The organism is Ligilactobacillus aviarius subsp. aviarius DSM 20655 (assembly GCF_001436315.1).
GTDB classification, from domain to species: Bacteria; Bacillota; Bacilli; order Lactobacillales; family Lactobacillaceae; genus Ligilactobacillus; species Ligilactobacillus aviarius.
Window position 1 is genome coordinate 23697 of sequence record NZ_AYZA01000022.1, and the last position, 21187, is coordinate 44883.

Consider the following 21187-nt stretch of genomic DNA (forward strand, 5'->3'; position numbering starts at 1 on the left):
TGAGAAGCGTGGCCCAAAAAATCAAGCCAACCCCGATGATGGAACAGTACCTGGCAATCAAAAAGCAATATCCGGATGCTTTTTTGTTTTACCGCTTAGGCGACTTTTATGAAATGTTTTATGATGATGCAGTTAAGGGATCGCAGTTGCTTGAACTGACCCTGACTCAACGCAATCATAGTTCAAAAAATCCCGTTCCGATGTGTGGTGTTCCGCACCATGCCGTTCAAAACTATATCGATATTTTGGTTGATAAAGGCTATAAGGTCGCCATTTGTGAACAAATGGAAGATCCCAAGCAGGCCAAAGGAATGGTTAAACGGGAAGTTATTCAGTTGGTTACGCCGGGGACGTTAATGGATGAATCCGCCGGTGATGCGAAGGAAAATAACTATTTAACTGCTCTTCATCAAGACCAGACCGGCAAGATGGGTTTTGCATACGCGGATCTTTCGACTGGCGAATTAAAGGTTACGGAATTGCAATCGACAGATGCATTGGTCAACGAATTAACCAGTTTGCGAACAAAGGAAATTGTGGTTGATGATTCGGTTGACCAGAATATTTTAGATGTTATTCAGAAATTAAAAATTTTAATTTCAACTCAAAATTCATATGAGGAAAAGGCAGAATTTTCATATGCGGTGCAGGATTTAACATCGGACCTTGAAGTTCAGGTTGTTAAACACTTACTTATGTACTTGAATGTGACCCAAAAACGGGCCCTTGCGCATCTTCAACGGGCAATTCACTATGAACCGTCGGCATATTTGAAACTGGATCGGTTTGCCAAACGGAATTTGGAACTTCTGCAAAACTCGCGGACCGGGAAAAAATCCGGAACATTGCTTTGGATTCTGGATGCAACCAAAACGGCGATGGGGGGCCGGTTGTTAAAACAATGGCTATCGCGCCCGTTGTTGTCAAAGGATGAAATTGAACAACGTCAAGGAATCGTTCAAAACTTGATGGACAATTTCTTTGAACGGAATAATTTACAAGATGAATTAACAAACGTTTATGATTTGGAACGGTTAGCCGGGAAGATTGCATTTGGCAGTGCGAACGGCCGGGACTTGATTCAATTAAAAACTTCATTATCCCACGTTCCTCAAATCCGGTATCTGCTTTCACAATTAAATACGGATGGAATTTATAATGATTTGCTTGCTGAACTTGATCCGGTTGGAGAAGTGGCTGATTTGATCGAGCAGGCAATTGTTGATGATCCGCCAATTTCAGTGACGGATGGAAATTTGATCCGTGAAGGCTATAACGATGAGCTTGATCAGTACGTTGATGCGATGAAAAACGGGAAGCAATGGCTTGCTGATCTTGAAGAGCAAGAACGTGAAAAAACCGGAATTCATAACTTAAAGATTGGATTTAACAAGGTTTTCGGGTACTACATTGAGGTTTCAAAGGGAAATGCTAATAAAGTTCCTCAAGATCGTTATCAACGCAAGCAGACCCTTGTTAACGCCGAACGATTTATTACGCCTGAATTAAAGGAAAAAGAATCATTGATCCTTGGTTCAGAAAGTAAAGCATATGATTTACAATACAAACTCTTTGTCGATGTTCGGGAGCAAATCAAAGACCAGATCAAACGAATTCAAAAACTTGCCCACGCCTTAGCTAAATTGGACGTGTTGCAAGGGTTTGCGGTTGTGAGCGAAAATCATCAATTTGTAAAACCAGAATTAACAACGCAAGGCCATTCGCTTGAAATCAAGGACGGATGGCACCCGGTCGTTGAAGAAGTTATGGGACGTCAAAGCTACGTTCCAAATGACATTAAAATGGATGATGACCAAACGATTTTATTGATTACCGGACCAAACATGTCAGGAAAAAGTACCTATATGCGGCAACTGGCATTAACGGTTATTATGGCGCAAATCGGGTGCTTTGTTCCGGCAACGCAGGCGCGGATGCCGATTTTTGACCAGATTTTTACCCGGATCGGGGCTGCTGATGATTTAATTTCCGGAGAATCAACGTTTATGGTGGAAATGAAAGAAGCGAATGAAGCGCTTGAAAATGCAAGTGAGAACAGTCTGATCCTTTTTGATGAAATCGGTCGCGGAACCGCAACGTATGATGGAATGGCCCTTGCGCAAGCAATTATTGAATTTATCCATGACCATGTCCATGCGAAGACGTTGTTTTCAACGCACTATCATGAATTAACGGCCCTTGATAAGAAATTGAAACACCTCACGAATATCCACGTTGGAGCAGTTGAAAAGAACGGCGAGTTGATTTTCTTGCATAAAATGCAACCTGGACCGGCTGACAAGTCGTACGGGATTCATGTTGCTAAACTGGCAGGCATGCCGGATTCACTGTTGCAGCGGGCAGACGTGATTTTGAAACGGTTGGAAAATGATTCAAAGAAGGTTACGCATCATGAGGCTGATGAAGAACCTCAGGTAATACCGACAACCAAAGAGGACGAATCATCAGCAAGCCAAGTTGACGAACAGCTTTCACTTTTCCAACCAGAAACGGTTAAACTTGATTCGCAGGAAAATGAATTGCTTGAAGATATCAAGACGACGAATTTAATGTCATTAACGCCGTTAGAAGTAATGAACAAGGTTTTTGAGTGGCAGCAACGATTAACAAAGAAAGGTAAGCGAAAATAATGGGAAAAATCCATGAATTGCCGGAAGTTCTTGCTGATCAGATTGCAGCGGGTGAGGTGATCGAACGGCCCGCATCGGTTGTAAAGGAATTGACTGAAAATTCAATTGATGCGCAAAGTACGCGCATTGATATTTTAGTCGAAGATGCCGGTCTGAAGTCGATTCAGGTAATTGATAATGGAATTGGAATTGCAGCCGATGATGTTCAAATTGCCTTTCAGCGGCATGCAACCAGCAAAATTACCAGTCGGGATGATTTGTTCCGCGTCCGCACCCTTGGCTTTCGGGGAGAGGCGCTTCCAAGTATTGCATCAATTGCAGATGTGATTTTAGAAACCATGCCGCAGGATGCCTCAATCGGATCAATGATTCATTTTAAAGGCGGAAAGTTAGTTGCTCAACAACCATACGCTGGGCGGCAAGGAACCCGCATTACCGTCAACCAGTTGTTCTATAACACTCCGGCTCGTTTAAAATATTTAAGTTCGCCGCAAACGGAATTAGCGGCGATCACTGACTGGGTCGACCACCTTGCAATGAGTCACCCGGAAGTGGCATTTTCACTATCAAATAACGGGCGAACGCTGCTTCGAACTTCTGGTAATGGAAATCTGGTTCAGGTGATCAGTGCGATTTACGGGGTAAAAAACGCCCACCAAATGATTGATTTTGCAGGTGAAGACCGTGACTTTCAAGTTAGCGGATTAGTTTCGCTTCCCAAGTTGACCCGGGCGTCGAAAAATTATATCAGTATTTTATTAAATGGCCGGTACATTAAAAATAATCAGCTTTCAAAAGCAATTATTAAAGGATACGGCTCCAAGTTAATGGTTGGTCGCTATCCAATCGCCGTGTTAGCGATTCAACTTGATCCGTTACTGGTAGACGTCAACGTCCATCCAACCAAGCAGGAAGTTCGAATCAGTAAGGAAAATCAACTGGCGGACTTGATCACGACAAGTGTTGCCAATCGAATCGGCCAGCAAAATTTGATTCCAAGTGCAGTCGGCAATTTAAATTCGCATCAACCCAAGGCGAAAAAAGCAGAACAATTTGATATTGGGTTGAATCCGCAAGCCGTTGAACACCAGCATCATGTTGAAAAGCAGCAAGAAGTTTTAGCGGCGCTTTTAGGTGAAAAGCCGTTGCCAACTTCCAAAAATGAAAAGCAATCAGCGGATTCAACGACAGAACCGGCAGCGGATAATGAACCGTTCAACCCGCAAACGATTACTCATCCGGTAATGATTGCGACCCGAAATGACTTGAAGAGTCCGGCGGTTCAGCAATGGGACCAAAAGTATCGCGCGCAGTTGGCAGCCGAACAACCCAATGGTTCATTTGAAATCCATGAAGAACAGGCAATAGAAAAGGTTAGTGAACCGTCACCGCGCCGTTTTCCAGATTTGAAGTATATCGGGCAGTTGCACGGAACCTATTTGCTTGCCGAAGCGGATGATGGGTTTTACCTGCTTGATCAGCATGCTGCGCAGGAACGTGTCAAATATGAGTTTTACCGGGAAGAGATCGGAAATGACAACCCGGCAGAACAAAAAATGCTTGTTCCACTTATTTTAACGTACTCGGTCAGCGATGCGCTGAAGGTTGAACAAAATCGCGAGAAGTTAGCGCAATTGGGAATCAATCTCGAAGATTTTGGACAAAATACCTATATTATCCATGAACATCCAGCGTGGATCCCGGCTGGAAAAGAGGAAGAAACGATTCGGAACTTAATTGAAGAATGTTTAGCTGATCCGCAATTGACAGTTGCTAAATTTCGCGAGGCAACCGCGATCATGATTAGTTGCAAGCAATCGATCAAAGCAAACCACCACTTGGAACGGCAACAGGCAGTTTCGCTGTTACAGCAGTTAAAGGAATGTGAAAATCCATTTAACTGTCCGCACGGGCGGCCAACGGTGGTTAAATTCAGTAATCAAGATTTGGAACGGATGTTTAAACGGATCCAAGATTCACACCGTTCATTACGGGAAACAAAAAACGCAGGAGATTAACATGTACGAATATTTAATTGGAAAAATTACGGCTATCAATCCGCATTACATTGTGGTTGAGGTCAACGGAATCGGTTATCAGTTACAGGTGGCTAACCCATTCCGGTACGAAGAAAATACCACGCAAAAGGTATATGTCTATCAAGCAGTCCGGGAAAATGACGTGACGTTATATGGTTTTTACGACCTTGCTGAAAAGCAACTGTTCTTAAAGTTGATTAGCGTTTCCGGAATCGGACCGAAAAGTGCGCTTGCGATTTTGGCAACGAATGATCAGGGCGGCTTTGTTGCGGCAATCAATGCGGATGACGAAGCCTATCTGACAAAGTTTCCAAGTATCGGAAAGAAGACGGCCAAGCAAATTATCCTTGATTTGAAGGGTAAAATGGATGACATTGAAACGCCGACACCAATGGTTGACCAACAAAATCTGGCCCTTGATTTTGATGATGAACAACCATACCTCAAAGAGGCGCTTGAAGCAATGTTGAGCCTTGGTTATACTAAAACGGAAGTTAAAAAAGTCAGCCAAAAACTTAAAGATTTTCAGGCAGACTCAACGGATGCCTATTTGAGTGCCGCATTGAAATTGGTTTTAAAGAAATAACTGATTGATTGAATTATGAATAGAAAGGAGCAGACCGATGGCAGACGATAACCGGATTGTTTCGGGAGAAGCGCTTGATGCGAATGACGAATTTGGGCAGTTAAGTTTACGGCCGCAATTTTTAAATCAATATATCGGGCAAACGAAGATCAAAGATGAGATTGCGGTCTATATTCAGGCGGCTAAGCAACGGGAAGAGTCCCTTGACCATGTTTTGTTGTACGGCCCGCCAGGCTTAGGGAAAACAACGCTGGCAACGGTAATTGCCAATGAGTTGCAGGTCAATATTAAAACAACCACGGGGCCGGCGATTGAAAAGCCGGGGGATCTGGTTGCGATTTTAAATGAACTTGAACCGGGCGATGTTTTATTCATCGATGAAATTCACCGGTTGCCGAAAAATGTTGAAGAAATTTTGTATTCGGCAATGGAAGATTTTTACATCGACATCATTGTGGGCCAGGATACGACGGCACATCCCGTCCACTTCCCGTTACCGCCATTTACATTGATTGGCGCAACCACCCGAGCAGGAATGCTTTCAGCACCGTTGCGGGCCCGGTTCGGAATTCTTGGGCATATGAGCTACTATACGGAAGCGGAATTGACGGCGATCGTTAAACGCTCCGCTGAAGTTTTTGATACGCAGATCGATGACCAGGGAGCCCATGAAATTGCCCGGCGTTCGCGGGGAACCCCCCGAATTGCGAACCGCTTATTAAAACGGGTGCGGGACTTTTCACAAGTTTCGCAAAAGGAAACGATTGATAAGGAAATCGTTGATTATGCGCTTAAACTGTTACGGGTCGATGAAAAGGGTTTGGATGACAACGACCGCAAACTTTTGCGGACAATGATTTTGCTTTATAACGGCGGCCCGGTCGGTTTATCGACGATTGCCGCCAATGTTGGTGAGGAAACGGACACGATTGAAGATGTGATCGAACCGTATTTGCTTCAAATCGGCTTTATAAAGCGGACGCCGCGTGGTAGAGTGGTAACAGACGCTGCTTATCAGCATTTAGGATTAGCACGCACAGAAAAATAGGAAAGGTGAAATTTAAAATGACAGATAAACCATTAAAGACAGAAGATTTTGATTATGATTTACCCCATGAATTAATTGCCCAAACTCCATTAAAGGAACGGGACGAAGCCCGGATGCTGGTTTTGAATGCCAAGACCGGCGAATACAAGGATGATTATTTCTATGATATTATCGACTACTTAAATCCAGGCGATGCGGTTGTTATGAACGATTCGCGGGTAATGCCTGCTCGAATCTACGGGGTTAAGCCAGACACTGGCGGTCACCTTGAAGTCTTGCTATTAAACAATACCGAAGGCGATAACTGGGAAACGTTGGTTAAACCTGCACGGCGGGCAAAAGTCGGGACGAAGATCGTTTTTGGAAACGGTGAATTGACGGCCACGGTTACCAAAGAACTTGAACACGGCGGCCGGATGATCAAATTTGAGTATGACGGAATTTTCATGGAAATTCTTGATAAGTTAGGTGAAATGCCGCTTCCACCATACATTAAGGAAAAACTTGACGATCCTGAAATGTACCAAACAGTTTACTCAAGGGAAATCGGTTCAGCAGCTGCGCCAACGGCCGGTTTCCACTGGACAAAGGAACTGTTGAAAAAGGTTGAAGAAAAGGGAGTTAAGTTAGTTTACTTAACGTTACACGTCGGATTGGGAACGTTCCGGCCAGTTAACGAAGAAAACATTGACGATCATAAAATGCACAGCGAATTTTACAGCATGTCGCAAGAAGCAGCGGACACATTGAATGAAGTCCGCAAAAATGGCGGTCGGATCGTTGCGACCGGAACAACTTCAATTCGGACATTGGAAACGATCGGAACCAAATTTAACGGTGAATTAAAGGCTGATAGCGGCTGGACAGATATCTTTATCAAACCAGGTTACAAGTGGCAAGTTGTGGATGCTTTTATTACAAACTTCCACTTGCCGAAATCAACATTGGTAATGTTGGTTGCTGCCTTTACCGGCCGGGAAAACATTTTGAATGCATACAAGCATGCCGTTCAAGAAAAATACCGCTTCTTCAGCTTCGGCGATGCGATGTTTATTCACAAATAATTAGGAGGATCTATGAGCGAACCAGCAATCAAATACCGGTTAATCAAAAAAGAAAAACATACTGGCGCACGGCTTGGTGAGATCATTACGCCGCACGGAACCTTTCCAACCCCGATTTTTATGCCGGTTGGGACCCAAGCAACGGTTAAAGCGATGTCACCGGAAGAACTGGACGAATTAGGTGCCGACATTATTTTGTCAAATACCTATCACTTATGGTTGCGGCCCGGTGAAGACCTTGTCCGGGAAGCAGGCGGCTTGCACAAATTTATGAATTGGCACAAGGGAATCTTAACGGATTCAGGCGGTTTTCAAGTCTTTTCATTGGCTGAATTACGAAATATTACTGAAGAAGGGGTTCATTTCAAGAACCACCTGAATGGTCACCAAATGTTTCTTTCACCTGAAAAGGCGATTCACATTGAAAACGCGCTGGGTGCCGATATCATGATGAGCTTTGATGAATGTCCACCATTTTTTGAAAGTTACGACTACATCAAAAAATCCGTTGAACGGACCAGTCGGTGGGCTGAAAGAGGATTAAAGGCACACCAAAATCCGGAGACCCAAGCTTTGTTCGGAATCGTTCAAGGCGGCGGTCATAAAGATTTACGGCAACAAAGCGCCCGAGATCTGGTCGCAATGGATTTTCCGGGATACTCGATCGGCGGCTTGTCGGTTGGCGAATCGAAGGCGGAAATGAACCACGTTCTGGACTTTACGACACCGTTATTGCCGGAAAATAAACCGCGGTACTTAATGGGCGTTGGCTCACCGGACGCGTTGATCGATGGCGTTATTCGCGGAGTGGACATGTTTGACTGCGTTTTGCCGACCCGGATCGCGCGGAATGGAACATGTATGACCTCCCATGGTCGTTTAGTCGTTAAAAATGCCCAGTATGAGCACGATTTTGGCCCAATCGATGACCAGTGCGACTGTTATGCATGCCGGAATTATACGCGGGCCTATGTCCGGCATTTGTTAAAAGTCAATGAAACGATGGGAATTCGCTTAACAAGTTACCACAACCTGTACTTCTTGACGCACTTGATGCAAAAGATCCGACAGGCGATTTTAGATGATAACTTGCTTGAATTCCGGGAAGATTTCTTTGACCAATACGGATTAAATGTTAAAAATCCTAAGAATTTCTAGGATTTTGTTCGATTTTGCTAGTAACTAAGCAATTTTTTTGATACAGTGTTACCTGTAACGATAATTTAAGGAGTGACAAAGATGAAAGGCGGAGGACTTTACTCAATTATCATGATCGTCGTCTTATTCGGATTGATGTACTTCATGATGATTCGTCCACAAAAGAAGCAACAGCAACAATGGCAAAACATGATCAACAACTTGAAGAAGGGTGATCATGTTATTACACGCGGCGGCTTGCACGGTGTGATCGACAGCATCGACAAGGCTAACAAGACCGTAACGCTTGATTGCGATGGCATTTTCTTGACATTCAGTTTGAACGCAATTGGAAACGTTCAAAGTGCACCGGCTGCACAACAAGCCCAACCAGCTGCCAAGGAAGAAAAAGCAGCTGAACCTGCTAAAGAAGAAAAGGCAGATTCACAAGCTGAAGATAAAGAAACAAAATAATTATTAAAAAAAAGGTTGGATGAAAATCCAGCCTTTTTGATTGGAGGAATAGGTATGCAATTTACCAAGAAAGGAACCGTTTTAGAAACTAATGGAACGCCACTTCAAGTTGGCGACCAGCTTCCAGTATTTCAAGTTCAAAATCGAGCAGGGCAAACAGTGACTGAAGATGAGCTGATCAACCGGATGACGTTCATCAGCGTTGTTCCCAATATTAATACTCCGGTATGCAGCTTATCAACGCGAAAGTTTAATGATGAAGTTGGCAATTACCAAAACATCGATTTTTACACAATTTCAACGAATTCAACTGATGAGCAGCAAAAGTGGTGTGCGTTATCGGATGTCAGTCAAATGCAGATGTTATCAGATCGTGAGCATGATTTTGGCGAAAAGATGGGACTATGGATCAAAGATGCTGGAATTGATGCCCGCAGTGTTTGGGTCGTTGATTCAGATGGAAAAGTTATTTATCGCGAATTGGTTGAAGAATTAAGTCATGAACCAAATTATGATCAAGTTTTGGAATTCCTCAAAAACCAGCAAAATTAATTTGATTTTCAAAAGAAATTTACATTTTTAAAAATTAGTTTATGATTACTCAATGATAAGAAAATATACCAGCAAAAATTTAAAAGGTAAAAGATCAATTAGTAATCAGGACGCTTTTGAACCGGATACTTTGAACTATCAAAGTATCCGGTCCTTTTTGTTAAGAAAGTTAAATAAATTAATGAATTTGTTTATTGGGCCACTTTCCTTTGCTTGACAGTGCTTTTTTTATGAAGTATGGTTTGTACATCGAATATTTTGATATTCGAAATAAATCAAGGGGTGATTTTATGAAAGTCATGGATGCTCAAGAAATCATGCAGATCATTCCAAACCGGTTTCCGATTTGCTATGTTGACTACGTTGATGAACTTGAGCCGGGGAAGCGGATCGCTGCAACGAAAAACGTGACGATCAATGAATCTTATTTTCGCGGTCATTTTCCTGGGAATCCAGTGATGCCGGGAGTTTTAATTATCGAAACGATGGCGCAGATTGCATCGATCCTGATTTTAAAATCAAAGGAATTTCGGAATAAAACGGCATACCTTGGTGGAGTCCAAAAGGCGAAATTCAAACGGATGGTTCGCCCAGGAGATGTGTTGAAAATTGAAGTCGAAATTACAAAGCAACGGGGCAACATCGGAATCGTGAATGCGAAAGCCCGGGTTGACGGTAAAGTTGCGTGTTCGGCAGAATTAATGTTTATTGTTTCTTTAAAGGATGAACAGCAAGCAAAATAGCGGAATGCCTTATTTTTTGATATTATTTTGATAGACAAAATATTTGAATAGCAAACGATAAGGTGAGAATAGAATGAATGAGCGAGAAAAATACATCGATGAAGCGATGAAAAGAGTTTATGCCGATATTGTGTGGATCGAAGAAAATGAACTTCGCAAAAGCAGTTTCAATGATTTAAGCATTAAGGAAATTCACGCGATTATCGCGATCACAATGTATGATCATCAAACAGCGTCGGAAGTTGCCCGAAAGTTGCATTTAACCCCGGGAACCTTAACAACGACGGTTGACCGGCTGGTAAAGAAAGGATACGTTCGGCGGATCCGGGGCGAAGACGATCGGCGAATCATTCGGTTAGGGTTAACCAAAAAAGGGCGGTTGGTTTACCGCGCGCATGATGCCTTTCACCGGCAAATGGTTCGCAGTTTCTTGAAGGATCTTGACCCGGAGGAAGTTAAAACGATTGAAAAAGCGATTCGCAATTTAGAGGCATTTTTGGAGGCTCACTCTGATTAACGGGAAGGGCTGAATTGTGAAAAAGGTAAAAATTAATCAAATTGCTGGATATGCACCAGCATACACGGTTTCAAATGATGATCTAAGTCAGATCATGGATACATCTGACGAATGGATCAGCACGCGGACCGGAATCAGGAAACGCAGAATAAGTTTAAATGAAAATACATCGGTTTTATGTACCAAAGTGGCACAGCAGCTGATTGATAAAGCTCAAATTTCAGTTGATGAAATTGGCTTGATCATTGTTGCGACAATGTCACCGGATGCATGCACGCCATCAACGGCCGCATTAGTCCAGGGACAGATCAAAGCCCCGAATGCAGTGGCATTTGATATTTCAGCAGCGTGTTCGGGATTCATCTACGGCATGGAAATTGCCCAAAAGATGATGCGGATGAGCGATTTTAAGTATGCAATCGTCATTGGCGGTGAAGTCCTTTCAAAGGAAGTTGATTGGACGGACCGGACATCTGCCGTGCTTTTCGGTGATGGAGCTGCCGGGGCTTTGCTTGAAGCCAATGACAATGTTGAAGCTTTTGCGGGCACCGATTTGAAAACATTTGGCGATCTTGGTGATCAGTTAGTTGCCGGCGAAACCAATCCAATTGGCGGATTTCCGCCTGCTAAATTTACGACTTTCCATCCGTTTAAGATGGACGGCCGGGCGGTTTATAAATTTGCAACAACGGAAGTTCCGAATTCAATTGAGCGGGTATGTGATCACAATCACGTTTCACTTGATGACGTTGATTACTTTATCCTGCACCAGGCAAATATCCGAATCATTAAATCGATTGCCAAAAAACTAAACCAACCGCTCACGAAGTTTCCGAATAACATGGAACGTTATGGAAACACCTCGGCGGCAAGCGTTCCGCTTCTCTTAGCGGAGATGAATGAGAATGGAGAATTACATGCTGGACAAACGATTGTGTTGTCTGGTTTCGGTGGCGGCCTGACAATTGGCAGCCAAATTATAAAGTTATAACAAGGGAGAAATAAACAATGACAGAAGAACAAATTTTTGAAAAAGTACGTGAAATTGCAGCCGATCAATTAGAAGTTGATCAAGATGATATTAAATTGACATCCAACATCAAGGATGATCTGGATGCCGACAGTTTAGATTTCTTTGAAATCATGAACGAACTAGAAGACGCATTTGATATCAAATTAGAATCAGATGAAGATGTTGAAACGATCGATGACGTTGTTAAGTACGTTAAGAAACAACTTGATAATAAATAGGAAATTCAAATGACACTTCAATGGGGAATTTTATTTAGCGGTCAAGGCGCGCAAAAAACGGGGATGGGCCTTGATTGCTACGAGCAAAGTAATGTGTTTCGGCAGGTAATTGATGCTAGCAGTCAGGAATTGCAAATGGATCTGCTAAAGGTGTTGCGAAACGAAAACGGGGAACTTGACCTTACGCGCAACGTTCAGCCAGCATTGGTTGCGGTCAGCCTTGGTTTTTATGCGATGTTGCAGCATGATCTGCCGCAACTTGATATTCGCGTCAGTGTTGGCTTATCACTTGGTGAATATTCAGCGTTGATCGCCAGTGGAAAGCTACCTTTTCAAGTTGGAATGCGGATTTTGAAAGCCCGGGCACTTGCAATGGAACGGGACAGTCAAGCCGCTGAAGGAAAAATGTATGCAATCGTTGATCCACAAGATGTTGTTCAAATTTTAACGATTTGTCAGCAATATTGTTCACCGGATCAAGTCGTCCAGATTGCAAATTACAACTCGCCGCATCAAATTGTGATTGGCGGTAACGCAGCGGCGACCCGCCAAGTTGCCAAGACGATTCAGGAGCAGCAGTTGGCAGCCAAGGTGATTGAACTCCGGGTCGAAGGTGCGTTTCACACGCCGTTGTATACTGGCACCCATCATGAATTAGCACGGGTGATTCATGCAGATGATTTTGTTGCCAATTCGAAATGTGTGTTAAGTAATACGACGGGAAAGAACTTTGAGCCGGACTCAATTGCAAAAACGTTGGTTGATCAAGTTGTGCGGCCGACGCACTTTGGTGATTGCTTGCAGCGGATGATCGATGAAGATCAAGTCAATGCAACCCTTGAAATCGGGGCGGGCAAGGCTTTAACGTCATTTGCGCGTCAAGTTGATCCGCAACTGCAGCGGGAACGCATCACGAATTACCGAGACTATCAACGATTTATTGAGAAAGCGGGAGAAAAGGAATGGATCTAACGGGGAAGAATGTTTTAGTAACTGGTTCATCACGTGGACTGGGAGCTGCCATTGCAACTAAATTTGCTGAAAATGGCGCAAACGTAATTTTAAATGCCCGGCATGAACCGTCAGAGTTGATTCAACAAATTAAGGCTCTTGGCGTTCAGGTGTGGTTTATTCAAGCGGATATTTCAAATCCGCGTGACATTGAAGAAATGGTTCGGCAACTTGATGAGCAGCAAATCAGCGTTGATATTTTAGTCAATAATGCCGGGATCAACCGGGATAAACTGATGATCGGCATGCGGGAAAAGGATTTCGATGACGTTGTGAATACCAACTTGATCGGAACATATCGGGTAACGCAACCGCTTTTTAAGCGGATGCTGAAACGGCGTTCGGGCGTCATCATCAACATGGCAAGTGTTGTTGGCGAACACGGAAATATCGGGCAGGCCAACTATGCGGCAAGTAAAGCTGGAGTGATCGGCTTTACAAAGGCGGTCGCTCAGGAAGGTGCATTACGGGGAGTGCGGTGTAATGCAATCGCTCCGGGAATGATCGCCAGTTCAATGACCGCCGCAATTGATGAAAAACGGCAAAAAGAAATTAAGGAACGAATTCCGCTTAAACGGTTAGGAACAGCAGAAGAAGTTGCGCAAACGGCACTTTTCCTTGCTCAAAATGATTATTTGACCGGTGAAGTAATTAACGTTGACGGCGGAATGGCAATGTAAGGGAGAAAAAGATGACAAGAGTTGTGATTACTGGAATGGGGGCAATTACCCCTTTAGGAAATGACGTTCAAACGTTTACTGCGAACGCGTATGCCGGTAAAGTTGGAATTGGCCCGATTACCAAATTTGATGCTGAAGAAACGGGCATTACGGTTGCCGGCGAAGTTAAAGATTTTGATCCGGCTGAAAAGATTGGTAAGAAGGCCGCCAAGCGAATGGATCTGTTTTCACAATATGCGGTTGCTTCGGCAGTTGAAGCCGTTGAACAAGCCGGCTTAACGGAAGAAAATACTCGCAGCGAGGATCTGGGCGTAATTTATGGTTCCGGAATCGGCGGCTTAACAACCATTCAGGAACAAATCATTAAAATGCATGAAAAGGGGCCGCAACGCGTTTCACCAATGTTTGTCCCGACGGCCATTGCGAACATGGCCGCCGGGAACATTGCGATTCGGTTCCATGCGCAAAACATTTGTACGGCAATTGTTACTGCCTGTGCAACTGGGACGAATTCAATTGGGGAAGCCTACCGGCAAATCAAAGAAGGCCGCGCCCAGGCAATGATTTGCGGCGGTTCCGAAGCATCGGTCAATGAGATCGGAATTGCTGGATTTGCTGCATTAAATGCGCTATCAAAGGAAAAGGATCCGGCAAAGGCTTCAATTCCGTTTGATAAAAAGCGTTCAGGATTTGTTTTAGGTGAAGGCGCGGGAACGCTGGTGCTTGAAAGCCTTGAACATGCTCAAAGTCACGGAGCAAAAATTTTAGGCGAAGTTGTCGGCTATGGCAGTAACTGTGATGCCTATCACATTACGGCGCCGGACCCAACCGGCCAACCAGCGGTCTGGGCAATGCAGGAAGCAATCGTTGAAGCGGGAATTACCGCTGACCAGGTTGGATACATTAATGCCCACGGAACATCGACGCATGCAAATGATGCCAGCGAATCGCTTGCTATTCGCAAGGTGTTTGGCGAAAATAGTAACGTGCAAGTCAGCAGTTCAAAGTCAATGACCGGACACCTTTTGGGGGCAGCCGGCGCCATTGAAGCAGTGTTGACGGTCGATGCACTCCAACGTCAAGTTTTGCCGCCGAATGTTGGTTTGACGGAACAGGACGAAGAGTGCGATATTAATGTAGTTAAAACCGCAACCCCGGATCCAACGTTAGAATATGCAATCAGCAATTCGCTTGGATTTGGTGGGCACAATGCGGTCCTTGCATTCAAAAGATGGAGTGAATGAGATTGAATTTTGATGAAATAAATAAAATTATTGATAAATTTAATCAATCCTCAGTAAGAGAATTGGAAATTAATGATGGCGAATTTCACCTTCATTTGAGTAAAAATGAAAGTTCACCGGAAACACCGCAACCGGTTCGTTCAAGTGAACCTGCAGTGAAGGTTGAAGATTCTTCGAAGAATTCTGTTGCGGGCTCAAATCAAATTGTTGCGCCAATGGTCGGCACGGTTTACTTGCAATCGGAACCGGGAGCAAAGCCATACGTTGAACCAGGGAAAATGGTGCATGCCGGCGATGTTGTTTGCGTGATCGAAGCAATGAAGATGCTGACGGAAGTTAAAAGCAACGTTACTGGTCAGGTGAAAAATATTTTGGTTGAAAATGAAGATTTGGTCGAATATGACCAACCATTATTTGAAATCGAGGAAAAGTAAATGGAATTGGATGTTACGGAAATTCAAAAAATTATTCCGCACCGCTATCCAATGCTGCTGATCGATAAGGTAACCGACCTTGAACCGGGGAAGAAAGCCGTTGCAATCCATAACGTAACGGCCCATGAAGAAATCTTCAACGGTCATTTTCCAGGAAATCCGGTAATGCCGGGAGTCCTGATTGTTGAAGCTCTTGCCCAAACCGGCGCGGTTGCCTTATTGTCAATGCCGGACTTTAAAGGAAAAACGGCGTACTTTGGCGGAATCAAAAAAGCCCGGTTCCATCAAATGGTTCGCCCAGGCGATTCGTTGCGGTTGGAAGTTGAATTGACGAAATTGCGGGAACATATTGGAAGCGGAAAAGGAATTGCGTATGTCGGCGACAAAAAAGCATGCACAGCTGAACTGACATTTATGATTGGAGAGTAGCTGATGTTTAAGAAAGTTTTAGTTGCAAATCGTGGTGAAATTGCGGTGCGCGTCATTCGAACATTAAAGGAAATGGGAATCAAGACGGTTGCAGTGTATTCGACGGCTGACCGCGAAAGTCTCCATGTTCAGATTGCTGATGAAGCTGTCTGCATTGGCGGCCCGCAACTTAAGGACTCTTATTTGAATATGAAATCGATCCTGGCGGCTGCAATCGGAACCGGGGCGGAAGCAATTCATCCCGGATTCGGTTTTTTGTCAGAAAACAGTGAATTTGTGCGGTTATGTGAAGAATGCCACGTGAAATTTATTGGTCCGCGGTCGGAAATGATTGAATTAATGGGTAATAAGGCAAATGCGCGGATGCGGATGATGCAAAGCGACGTTCCGGTAATTCCAGGAAGCAAAGGTTTTATTCAAGATACTGCTGAAGCACTTGAAATTGCGGATCGAGTTGGTTATCCGGTTTTGCTTAAAGCAGCTGCAGGCGGTGGCGGCAAAGGAATCAGGGTGGTTCAAGACCGGCAGGAAATGAAGACGGCGTTTACGCAAGCGAAGCAAGAAGCTCAGCATGCGTTTAATGATGACCGGATGTATCTGGAAAAGGTAATGCAAGATGTTAAGCACCTTGAAATTCAAATTTTTCGGGATCAAGCCGGCCATACCTTGGCATTTCCAGAACGGGATTGTTCAGTTCAACGCAATAAGCAAAAGATGATCGAAGAAAGTCCTTGCCCGATCTTAACGGAAAAAGAACGTCAAGAGTTGCAATCAATTGCAATCAAAGCAACCGATGCGCTTAACTATGTCAATACCGGAACGATCGAATGCTTAATGGATCAAGCTCATCATTTCTACTTTATGGAAATGAATACCCGAATCCAGGTTGAACACACGGTCAGTGAAATGATTACCGGGGTCGATATTGTGCGGGAACAGGTGCGGATCGCTGCCGGGTTAGAACTTGATATTACGCAAGCTGATCTGACTCCGCATGGGGTATCACTTGAATGCCGGATTAATGCTGAAGATCCGGCCCGTGACTTTCTACCGCAATCGGGGAAGGTTGACTATCTGTACCTTCCAACCGGGAACCTTGGTGTGCGGATTGATACGGAATTGTATCCGCAATGGACGATCTCGCCGTTTTACGATTCAATGGTCGCTAAATTTGTGTCGTGGGGGCCGAACCGGCAAGAGGCAATTGCTAAAATGAAACGTGTTTTAGATGAAGCGGTTATCAAGGGTGTCCAGACGAACATTGAATTTCACCAGGCATTTCTTGAATGTGATGGTCAATTTGCTAAGGGAACGGTAACGACGGATTATCTTGAAAAGCATTTTTTGCCGGAATGGAAGAAAGGTTTAAACCATGAAACTTTACGAAAATAAATCACGAATCAGCGAGCAACATGTGAAAGCTGATCATCAAGCAATGGACCGGGTTCCGGACGGCTTGTGGATCAGGTGTCCAAAGTGTCATCAAGTATTTTTACATGAAAAACTCGGGAAATTTCGGACATGCCCCGAATGCGGTTATGGCTTTCGAACAAGTGCCCGGAAACGGGTTAAATGGCTTGCTGACGATTTCAAAGAAATTTTGACGGATATTGAAGAATCGAATCCAATTGATTTCGAAGGCTTTGATCAAAAGATTGAACAATGCCGTGAAAAAAGCGGAATTGATGAATCAGTCCTGACGGGGATCGCTGAAATTGAGCATGAAAAATGTGCGCTTGCCATCATGGATCCAGATTTTATCATGGGTTCATTAGGAAGCGTCACGGGTGAAAAGCTGACCCGGTTATTTGAAATGGCGACGCAAAAACGGTTGCCGGTTGTTTTATTTGCCCTTTCTGGCGGAGCCCGGATGCAAGAAGGAATCTACTCATTGATGCAAATGCAAAAGGTTACCCAAGCGGTAATGGAACATTCAAGTGCGGGATTGTTTTATCTGACAGTCTTGACAGATCCAACGACTGGCGGGGTAACGGCCAGTTTTGCTAACCAAAGCGATATTATTTTGGCCGAACCCAAAGCATTGATCGGCTTTGCTGGCCGGCGGGTAATTGAACAAACAATGCACCAAAAGATTGCGGATGATTTGCAGTCAGCGGAAACATTAATGAAAAACGGCTTGATCGATGACATTGTTCCGCGGAATCGGCAAAAACAGGTAATTGCAAAGTTATTGCGGTTAAACCGGACGGAGGCAGCAAATGACTAAAAAAGAACAAACAGCAGCTGAAATTGTGAAAGCTGCTCGGGATAAAAATAAAATCAGTGCGCGAGAACTGATTGCAAATGTTTTTGATGACTTTTATGAACTGCACGGTGATCGGGTAATGGAAGACGATCCGGCAATGATTGGCGGAATCGCTTCGTTCAACGGTCAACCAGTCACGGTAATTGCAACTGATAAGGGAACGACGCCGCAAGAACGGATCGCCCGCCATTTTGGCTGCCCAACGCCTGCCGGTTACCGCAAAGCTCAGCGGTTAATGATTCAAGCAGCAAAGTTTAACCGCCCAGTAGTCGTGTTTGTAAACACTGCCGGAGCTTATGCAGGTGCTGAAGCAGAAGAACAGGGACAAGGTTACATGATTGCCCAAAATTTAATGGTGATGAGTGAACTTAAAACACCGTTGATCACCATCATTACCGGTGAAGGCGGCAGTGGCGGGGCGTTAGCATTGGCCGGCGGTGATTCGGTATGGATGCTTGAAAAGAGTATTTATTCGGTCATTTCACCGGAAGCTTTTGCTTCAATTTTGTGGAAGGATAGTTCCCGGGCCGATGAAGCCGCTGAAACACTGAAAATTTCACCGGCAGAATTATTAAAACGGCAGATAATTGAAGGAATTATTCCGGAAAGTGACGATCATACTGAAACGTGTACGGCAATTGCCGATGTGCTTCAAACTGAAATTCAGCGGTTGCAAAAGCTTTCGCTTGGAGAATTGCTTGCACAGCGGCACGCGCGCTTCAGAAAATTTTAATAGGGGATGATTAACGAATGAACGGCTTGCTTGAAGGCAAAAAGATTTTAGTAATGGGCGTTGCAAACAAGCGTTCAATTGCCTGGGGATGTGCTCAGGTAATGGCGCAACAGGGAGCAACGCTTATTTTTACATACCAAAATGAACGAATGAAGAAGAGTTTATCAAAGCTGGTCAACGATGACGAGCGGTTAATTGAATGCGATGTGGCGGCTGATGAAAACATCGAAAAGGCATTTACTGAAGTTCAACGCCGGTTCGGTAAAATCGACGGGATCGTGCATGCGATCGCATATGCTGATCGGAACGAACTTCAAGGCGATGTCATGAAAACGACCCGTGAAGGTTACAATTTAGCACAGGATATTTCGGCATATTCATTGATCGCGGTTGCGCGGTATGGGCAAAAAATTCTGAACCATCCGGGCAGCATTGTAACCTTGACCTACATGGGTTCGGTACGGGCAATTCCAAATTATAATGCGATGGGAATTGCGAAGGCGGCCCTTGAATCGGCAGTGCGGTATTTGGCCCGCGACATGGGAAAGGACAATATTCGCGTGAATGCCATTTCGGCCGGCGCAATGAAGACGTTGGCGGTTACTGGCGTTGCCGATCATTCTGCTTTATTGGCTGAATCGGAACGCCGGACGGTTGATCAGCATTCCGTGACCTTAGAAGAAATTGGCGGCGTATGTGCCTTTTTGATGAGCGATTTGGCAACCGGCGTTGTGGGGGACGTAATTTACGCGGATAAAGGAGTTCATTTGATTTAAAAATTCCTTGTCGCAATTCTAAGTTATAGTACAATGAAAGTGTAAAATCTTGACGAAAGTGACGGGGAACGACTTGAAAGAACGAAAAACACTCTTTATTATATTCGGTGCAACTGGCGATTTAGCCCAACGCAAACTGTATCCGGCTTTGTTTCACCTTTACCAAAAAGGATTTTTAAAAGACAAATTTGCTGTTATCGGAACTGCCCGGCGGCCGTGGACAAATGAACGGTTGCAGGAAGTAGTTCGAAACAGCGTTGCTGATATGGAAAATAATGCCCTTGAGATCAATCAGTTTGCCAGCCATTTTTATTATCAATCACATAACGTTAATGATACTGAGCACTATATAACTTTAAAGAACTTGGCAGCCAAGTTAGATGAACGTTATCAAATCAACGGCAATCGTATTTTTTACCTTGCGATGTCACCAACGTTCTTCGGAACGATCGCCAAGCATTTACGGTCACAAAATCTTGTGACTGAAAACGGCTATAATCGACTGGTCATCGAAAAACCATTCGGCCATGATTTAAAGAGTGCGGAAGCCTTAAACGACGATATTGCTCGTTATTTTGAAGAAAAAGATATTTTCCGGATCGACCATTATCTGGGAAAGGAAATGGCCCAAAGTATTTATGCGATCCGGTTCGCTAATCCAATTTTCAACGCGTTGTGGAATAACCGTTACATTTCAAATATTCAGATCACGCTTGGTGAAATTCTCGGTGTTGAAGAGCGGGCTGGCTATTATGAACATGCCGGGGCATTACGGGACATGGTTCAAAATCATATTCTGCAACTTGTTTCCTTATTAACGATGAACGCACCGGTTTCGTATAAAGATACTGATATTGAACGCGAAAAAATCAGTGCATTGAAAGCATTGAAGGTTTATGAGCCAGATGAAGTGCGGCAAAACTTTGTCCGGGGCCAGTACGGCGCAACTGCTGGAATGCCGGCTTACCGGGAAGAAAGTCAAGTACCGGCGGACTCAATGACCGAAACCTTTGTTGCCGGGCGGATTTTTGTAAATAACATGAACTTTGCCGGGGTTCCGATTTATATTCGGACCGGAAAGCGGATGGCTGTTAAGGGAACTCGAATCGACGTCGTCTTTAAAGACATGCCGAATAATATTTTCTCAAACGAAAAGCTTGATCCAAACGTCTTGACGATCAACGTTGAACCAACTCCGGAAACAAGTTTACGGTTGAATGAAAAGGAAGTCAGCGAAGAAAACTATCCGGTAAGCAACGTTACGATGAAATTTAAGCATAATTCTGCTTTACGGGCCAAGACCCCGGAAGCGTATGAAAAGTTGCTTTTAGATGTTATTAAAGGCGATTCAACCAACTTTGTTCATTGGGATGAAGTTCGTTATTCATGGCGGTTTGTGGATGCCATTCGGAAAGCATGGAATGAATCAGACGCGGATCCAGCAATTTTTCCAAACTATGACTGCGGTTCAATGGGACCGCGCGAAGCAGATGAGTTGTTGATTCGGGATGGAAATTATTGGGAATTTAATCCGTTAAGGTAAAAATAGGAT

The 21187-nt window shown here is 44.2% G+C and carries 22 protein-coding genes; all 22 read left to right on the forward strand.

The annotated features are described in order from the left end of the window. Positions 1-8: 8 nt before the first annotated feature. The 22 genes from mutS to zwf all read left to right on the forward strand — a co-directional run bounded on the left by mutS (position 9) and on the right by zwf (position 21178). Complete coding sequence (gene mutS / locus FC33_RS05550; protein ID WP_057827626.1) at positions 9-2651, forward strand: DNA mismatch repair protein MutS; 2643 nt, start codon at positions 9-11, stop codon at positions 2649-2651. Next, complete coding sequence (gene mutL / locus FC33_RS05555) at positions 2651-4669, forward strand: DNA mismatch repair endonuclease MutL (protein WP_057827627.1); 2019 nt, start codon at positions 2651-2653, stop codon at positions 4667-4669. Before mutS ends, mutL begins: the two co-directional genes overlap by 1 nt. Before the next feature lies 1 nt (position 4670). Next, complete coding sequence (gene ruvA / locus FC33_RS05560; RefSeq protein WP_057827628.1) at positions 4671-5276, forward strand: Holliday junction branch migration protein RuvA; 606 nt, start codon at positions 4671-4673, stop codon at positions 5274-5276. Between the two features lie 37 nt (positions 5277-5313). After that, positions 5314-6324: a Holliday junction branch migration DNA helicase RuvB gene (ruvB, locus tag FC33_RS05565; protein WP_057827629.1), complete on the forward strand. Its 1011-nt coding sequence runs from the start codon at positions 5314-5316 to the stop codon at positions 6322-6324. 17 nt (positions 6325-6341) lie between these two features. Beyond that, positions 6342-7388, forward strand: a complete 1047-nt coding sequence (gene queA / locus FC33_RS05570; RefSeq protein WP_057827630.1) for a tRNA preQ1(34) S-adenosylmethionine ribosyltransferase-isomerase QueA — start codon at positions 6342-6344, stop codon at positions 7386-7388. Positions 7389-7400: 12 nt separating this feature from the next. Further along, a complete protein-coding gene (tgt, locus tag FC33_RS05575) occupies positions 7401-8546 on the forward strand; it encodes a tRNA guanosine(34) transglycosylase Tgt (RefSeq protein WP_057827631.1) in 1146 nt (381 codons plus the stop codon). An 81-nt stretch (positions 8547-8627) separates the two neighbouring features. Beyond that, on the forward strand, positions 8628-8999 hold the full coding sequence (yajC, locus tag FC33_RS05580; RefSeq protein WP_057827632.1) for a preprotein translocase subunit YajC: 372 nt from the start codon (positions 8628-8630) through the stop codon (positions 8997-8999). A 54-nt stretch (positions 9000-9053) separates the two neighbouring features. Further along, on the forward strand, positions 9054-9551 hold the full coding sequence (gene tpx / locus FC33_RS05585; protein ID WP_057827633.1) for a thiol peroxidase: 498 nt from the start codon (positions 9054-9056) through the stop codon (positions 9549-9551). 290 nt (positions 9552-9841) lie between these two features. Then, positions 9842-10294: a 3-hydroxyacyl-ACP dehydratase FabZ gene (fabZ, locus tag FC33_RS05590; protein ID WP_057827634.1), complete on the forward strand. Its 453-nt coding sequence runs from the start codon at positions 9842-9844 to the stop codon at positions 10292-10294. Between the two features lie 73 nt (positions 10295-10367). Next, entirely contained in the window at positions 10368-10811 is a 444-nt protein-coding gene (locus FC33_RS05595) for a MarR family winged helix-turn-helix transcriptional regulator (protein WP_057827635.1), read from the forward strand. A 16-nt stretch (positions 10812-10827) separates the two neighbouring features. Then, entirely contained in the window at positions 10828-11802 is a 975-nt protein-coding gene (locus tag FC33_RS05600; RefSeq protein WP_057827636.1) for a beta-ketoacyl-ACP synthase III, read from the forward strand. A 17-nt stretch (positions 11803-11819) separates the two neighbouring features. Then, the gene (locus FC33_RS05605; RefSeq protein ID WP_057827637.1) at positions 11820-12062 is read left to right on the forward strand and encodes an acyl carrier protein; all 243 of its coding nucleotides are present in this window, start codon (positions 11820-11822) and stop codon (positions 12060-12062) included. 9 nt (positions 12063-12071) lie between these two features. Continuing rightward, positions 12072-13034 carry an ACP S-malonyltransferase gene (locus tag FC33_RS05610; protein WP_057827638.1) on the forward strand — a complete coding sequence of 321 codons (963 nt, stop codon included), beginning with the start codon at positions 12072-12074 and terminating at the stop codon, positions 13032-13034. Next, entirely contained in the window at positions 13025-13753 is a 729-nt protein-coding gene (gene fabG / locus FC33_RS05615) for a 3-oxoacyl-[acyl-carrier-protein] reductase (RefSeq protein WP_057827639.1), read from the forward strand. Before FC33_RS05610 ends, fabG begins: the two co-directional genes overlap by 10 nt. An 11-nt stretch (positions 13754-13764) precedes the next feature. Then, positions 13765-14997, forward strand: a complete 1233-nt coding sequence (gene fabF, locus FC33_RS05620) for a beta-ketoacyl-ACP synthase II (RefSeq protein WP_057827640.1) — start codon at positions 13765-13767, stop codon at positions 14995-14997. Positions 14998-14999: 2 nt separating this feature from the next. After that, positions 15000-15431: an acetyl-CoA carboxylase biotin carboxyl carrier protein gene (locus tag FC33_RS05625; RefSeq protein WP_146993412.1), complete on the forward strand. Its 432-nt coding sequence runs from the start codon at positions 15000-15002 to the stop codon at positions 15429-15431. Next, positions 15432-15860 (forward strand): 3-hydroxyacyl-ACP dehydratase FabZ, encoded by a 429-nt coding sequence (gene fabZ / locus FC33_RS05630; protein WP_057827642.1) that lies wholly within the window; start codon positions 15432-15434, stop codon positions 15858-15860. A 3-nt stretch (positions 15861-15863) separates the two neighbouring features. Continuing rightward, entirely contained in the window at positions 15864-17252 is a 1389-nt protein-coding gene (accC, locus tag FC33_RS05635; RefSeq protein WP_057827643.1) for an acetyl-CoA carboxylase biotin carboxylase subunit, read from the forward strand. Further along, positions 17233-18087, forward strand: a complete 855-nt coding sequence (locus FC33_RS05640; protein WP_057827644.1) for an acetyl-CoA carboxylase carboxyltransferase subunit beta — start codon at positions 17233-17235, stop codon at positions 18085-18087. Before accC ends, FC33_RS05640 begins: the two co-directional genes overlap by 20 nt. Next, positions 18080-18859 carry an acetyl-CoA carboxylase carboxyltransferase subunit alpha gene (gene accA, locus FC33_RS05645; RefSeq protein ID WP_057827645.1) on the forward strand — a complete coding sequence of 260 codons (780 nt, stop codon included), beginning with the start codon at positions 18080-18082 and terminating at the stop codon, positions 18857-18859. The genes FC33_RS05640 and accA overlap by 8 nt, the downstream gene beginning before the upstream one ends. Before the next feature lie 17 nt (positions 18860-18876). Next, a complete protein-coding gene (gene fabI / locus FC33_RS05650; protein ID WP_057827646.1) occupies positions 18877-19635 on the forward strand; it encodes an enoyl-ACP reductase FabI in 759 nt (252 codons plus the stop codon). A 73-nt stretch (positions 19636-19708) separates the two neighbouring features. Further along, positions 19709-21178: a glucose-6-phosphate dehydrogenase gene (zwf, locus tag FC33_RS05655; protein ID WP_057827836.1), complete on the forward strand. Its 1470-nt coding sequence runs from the start codon at positions 19709-19711 to the stop codon at positions 21176-21178. Positions 21179-21187 lie beyond the last annotated feature (9 nt).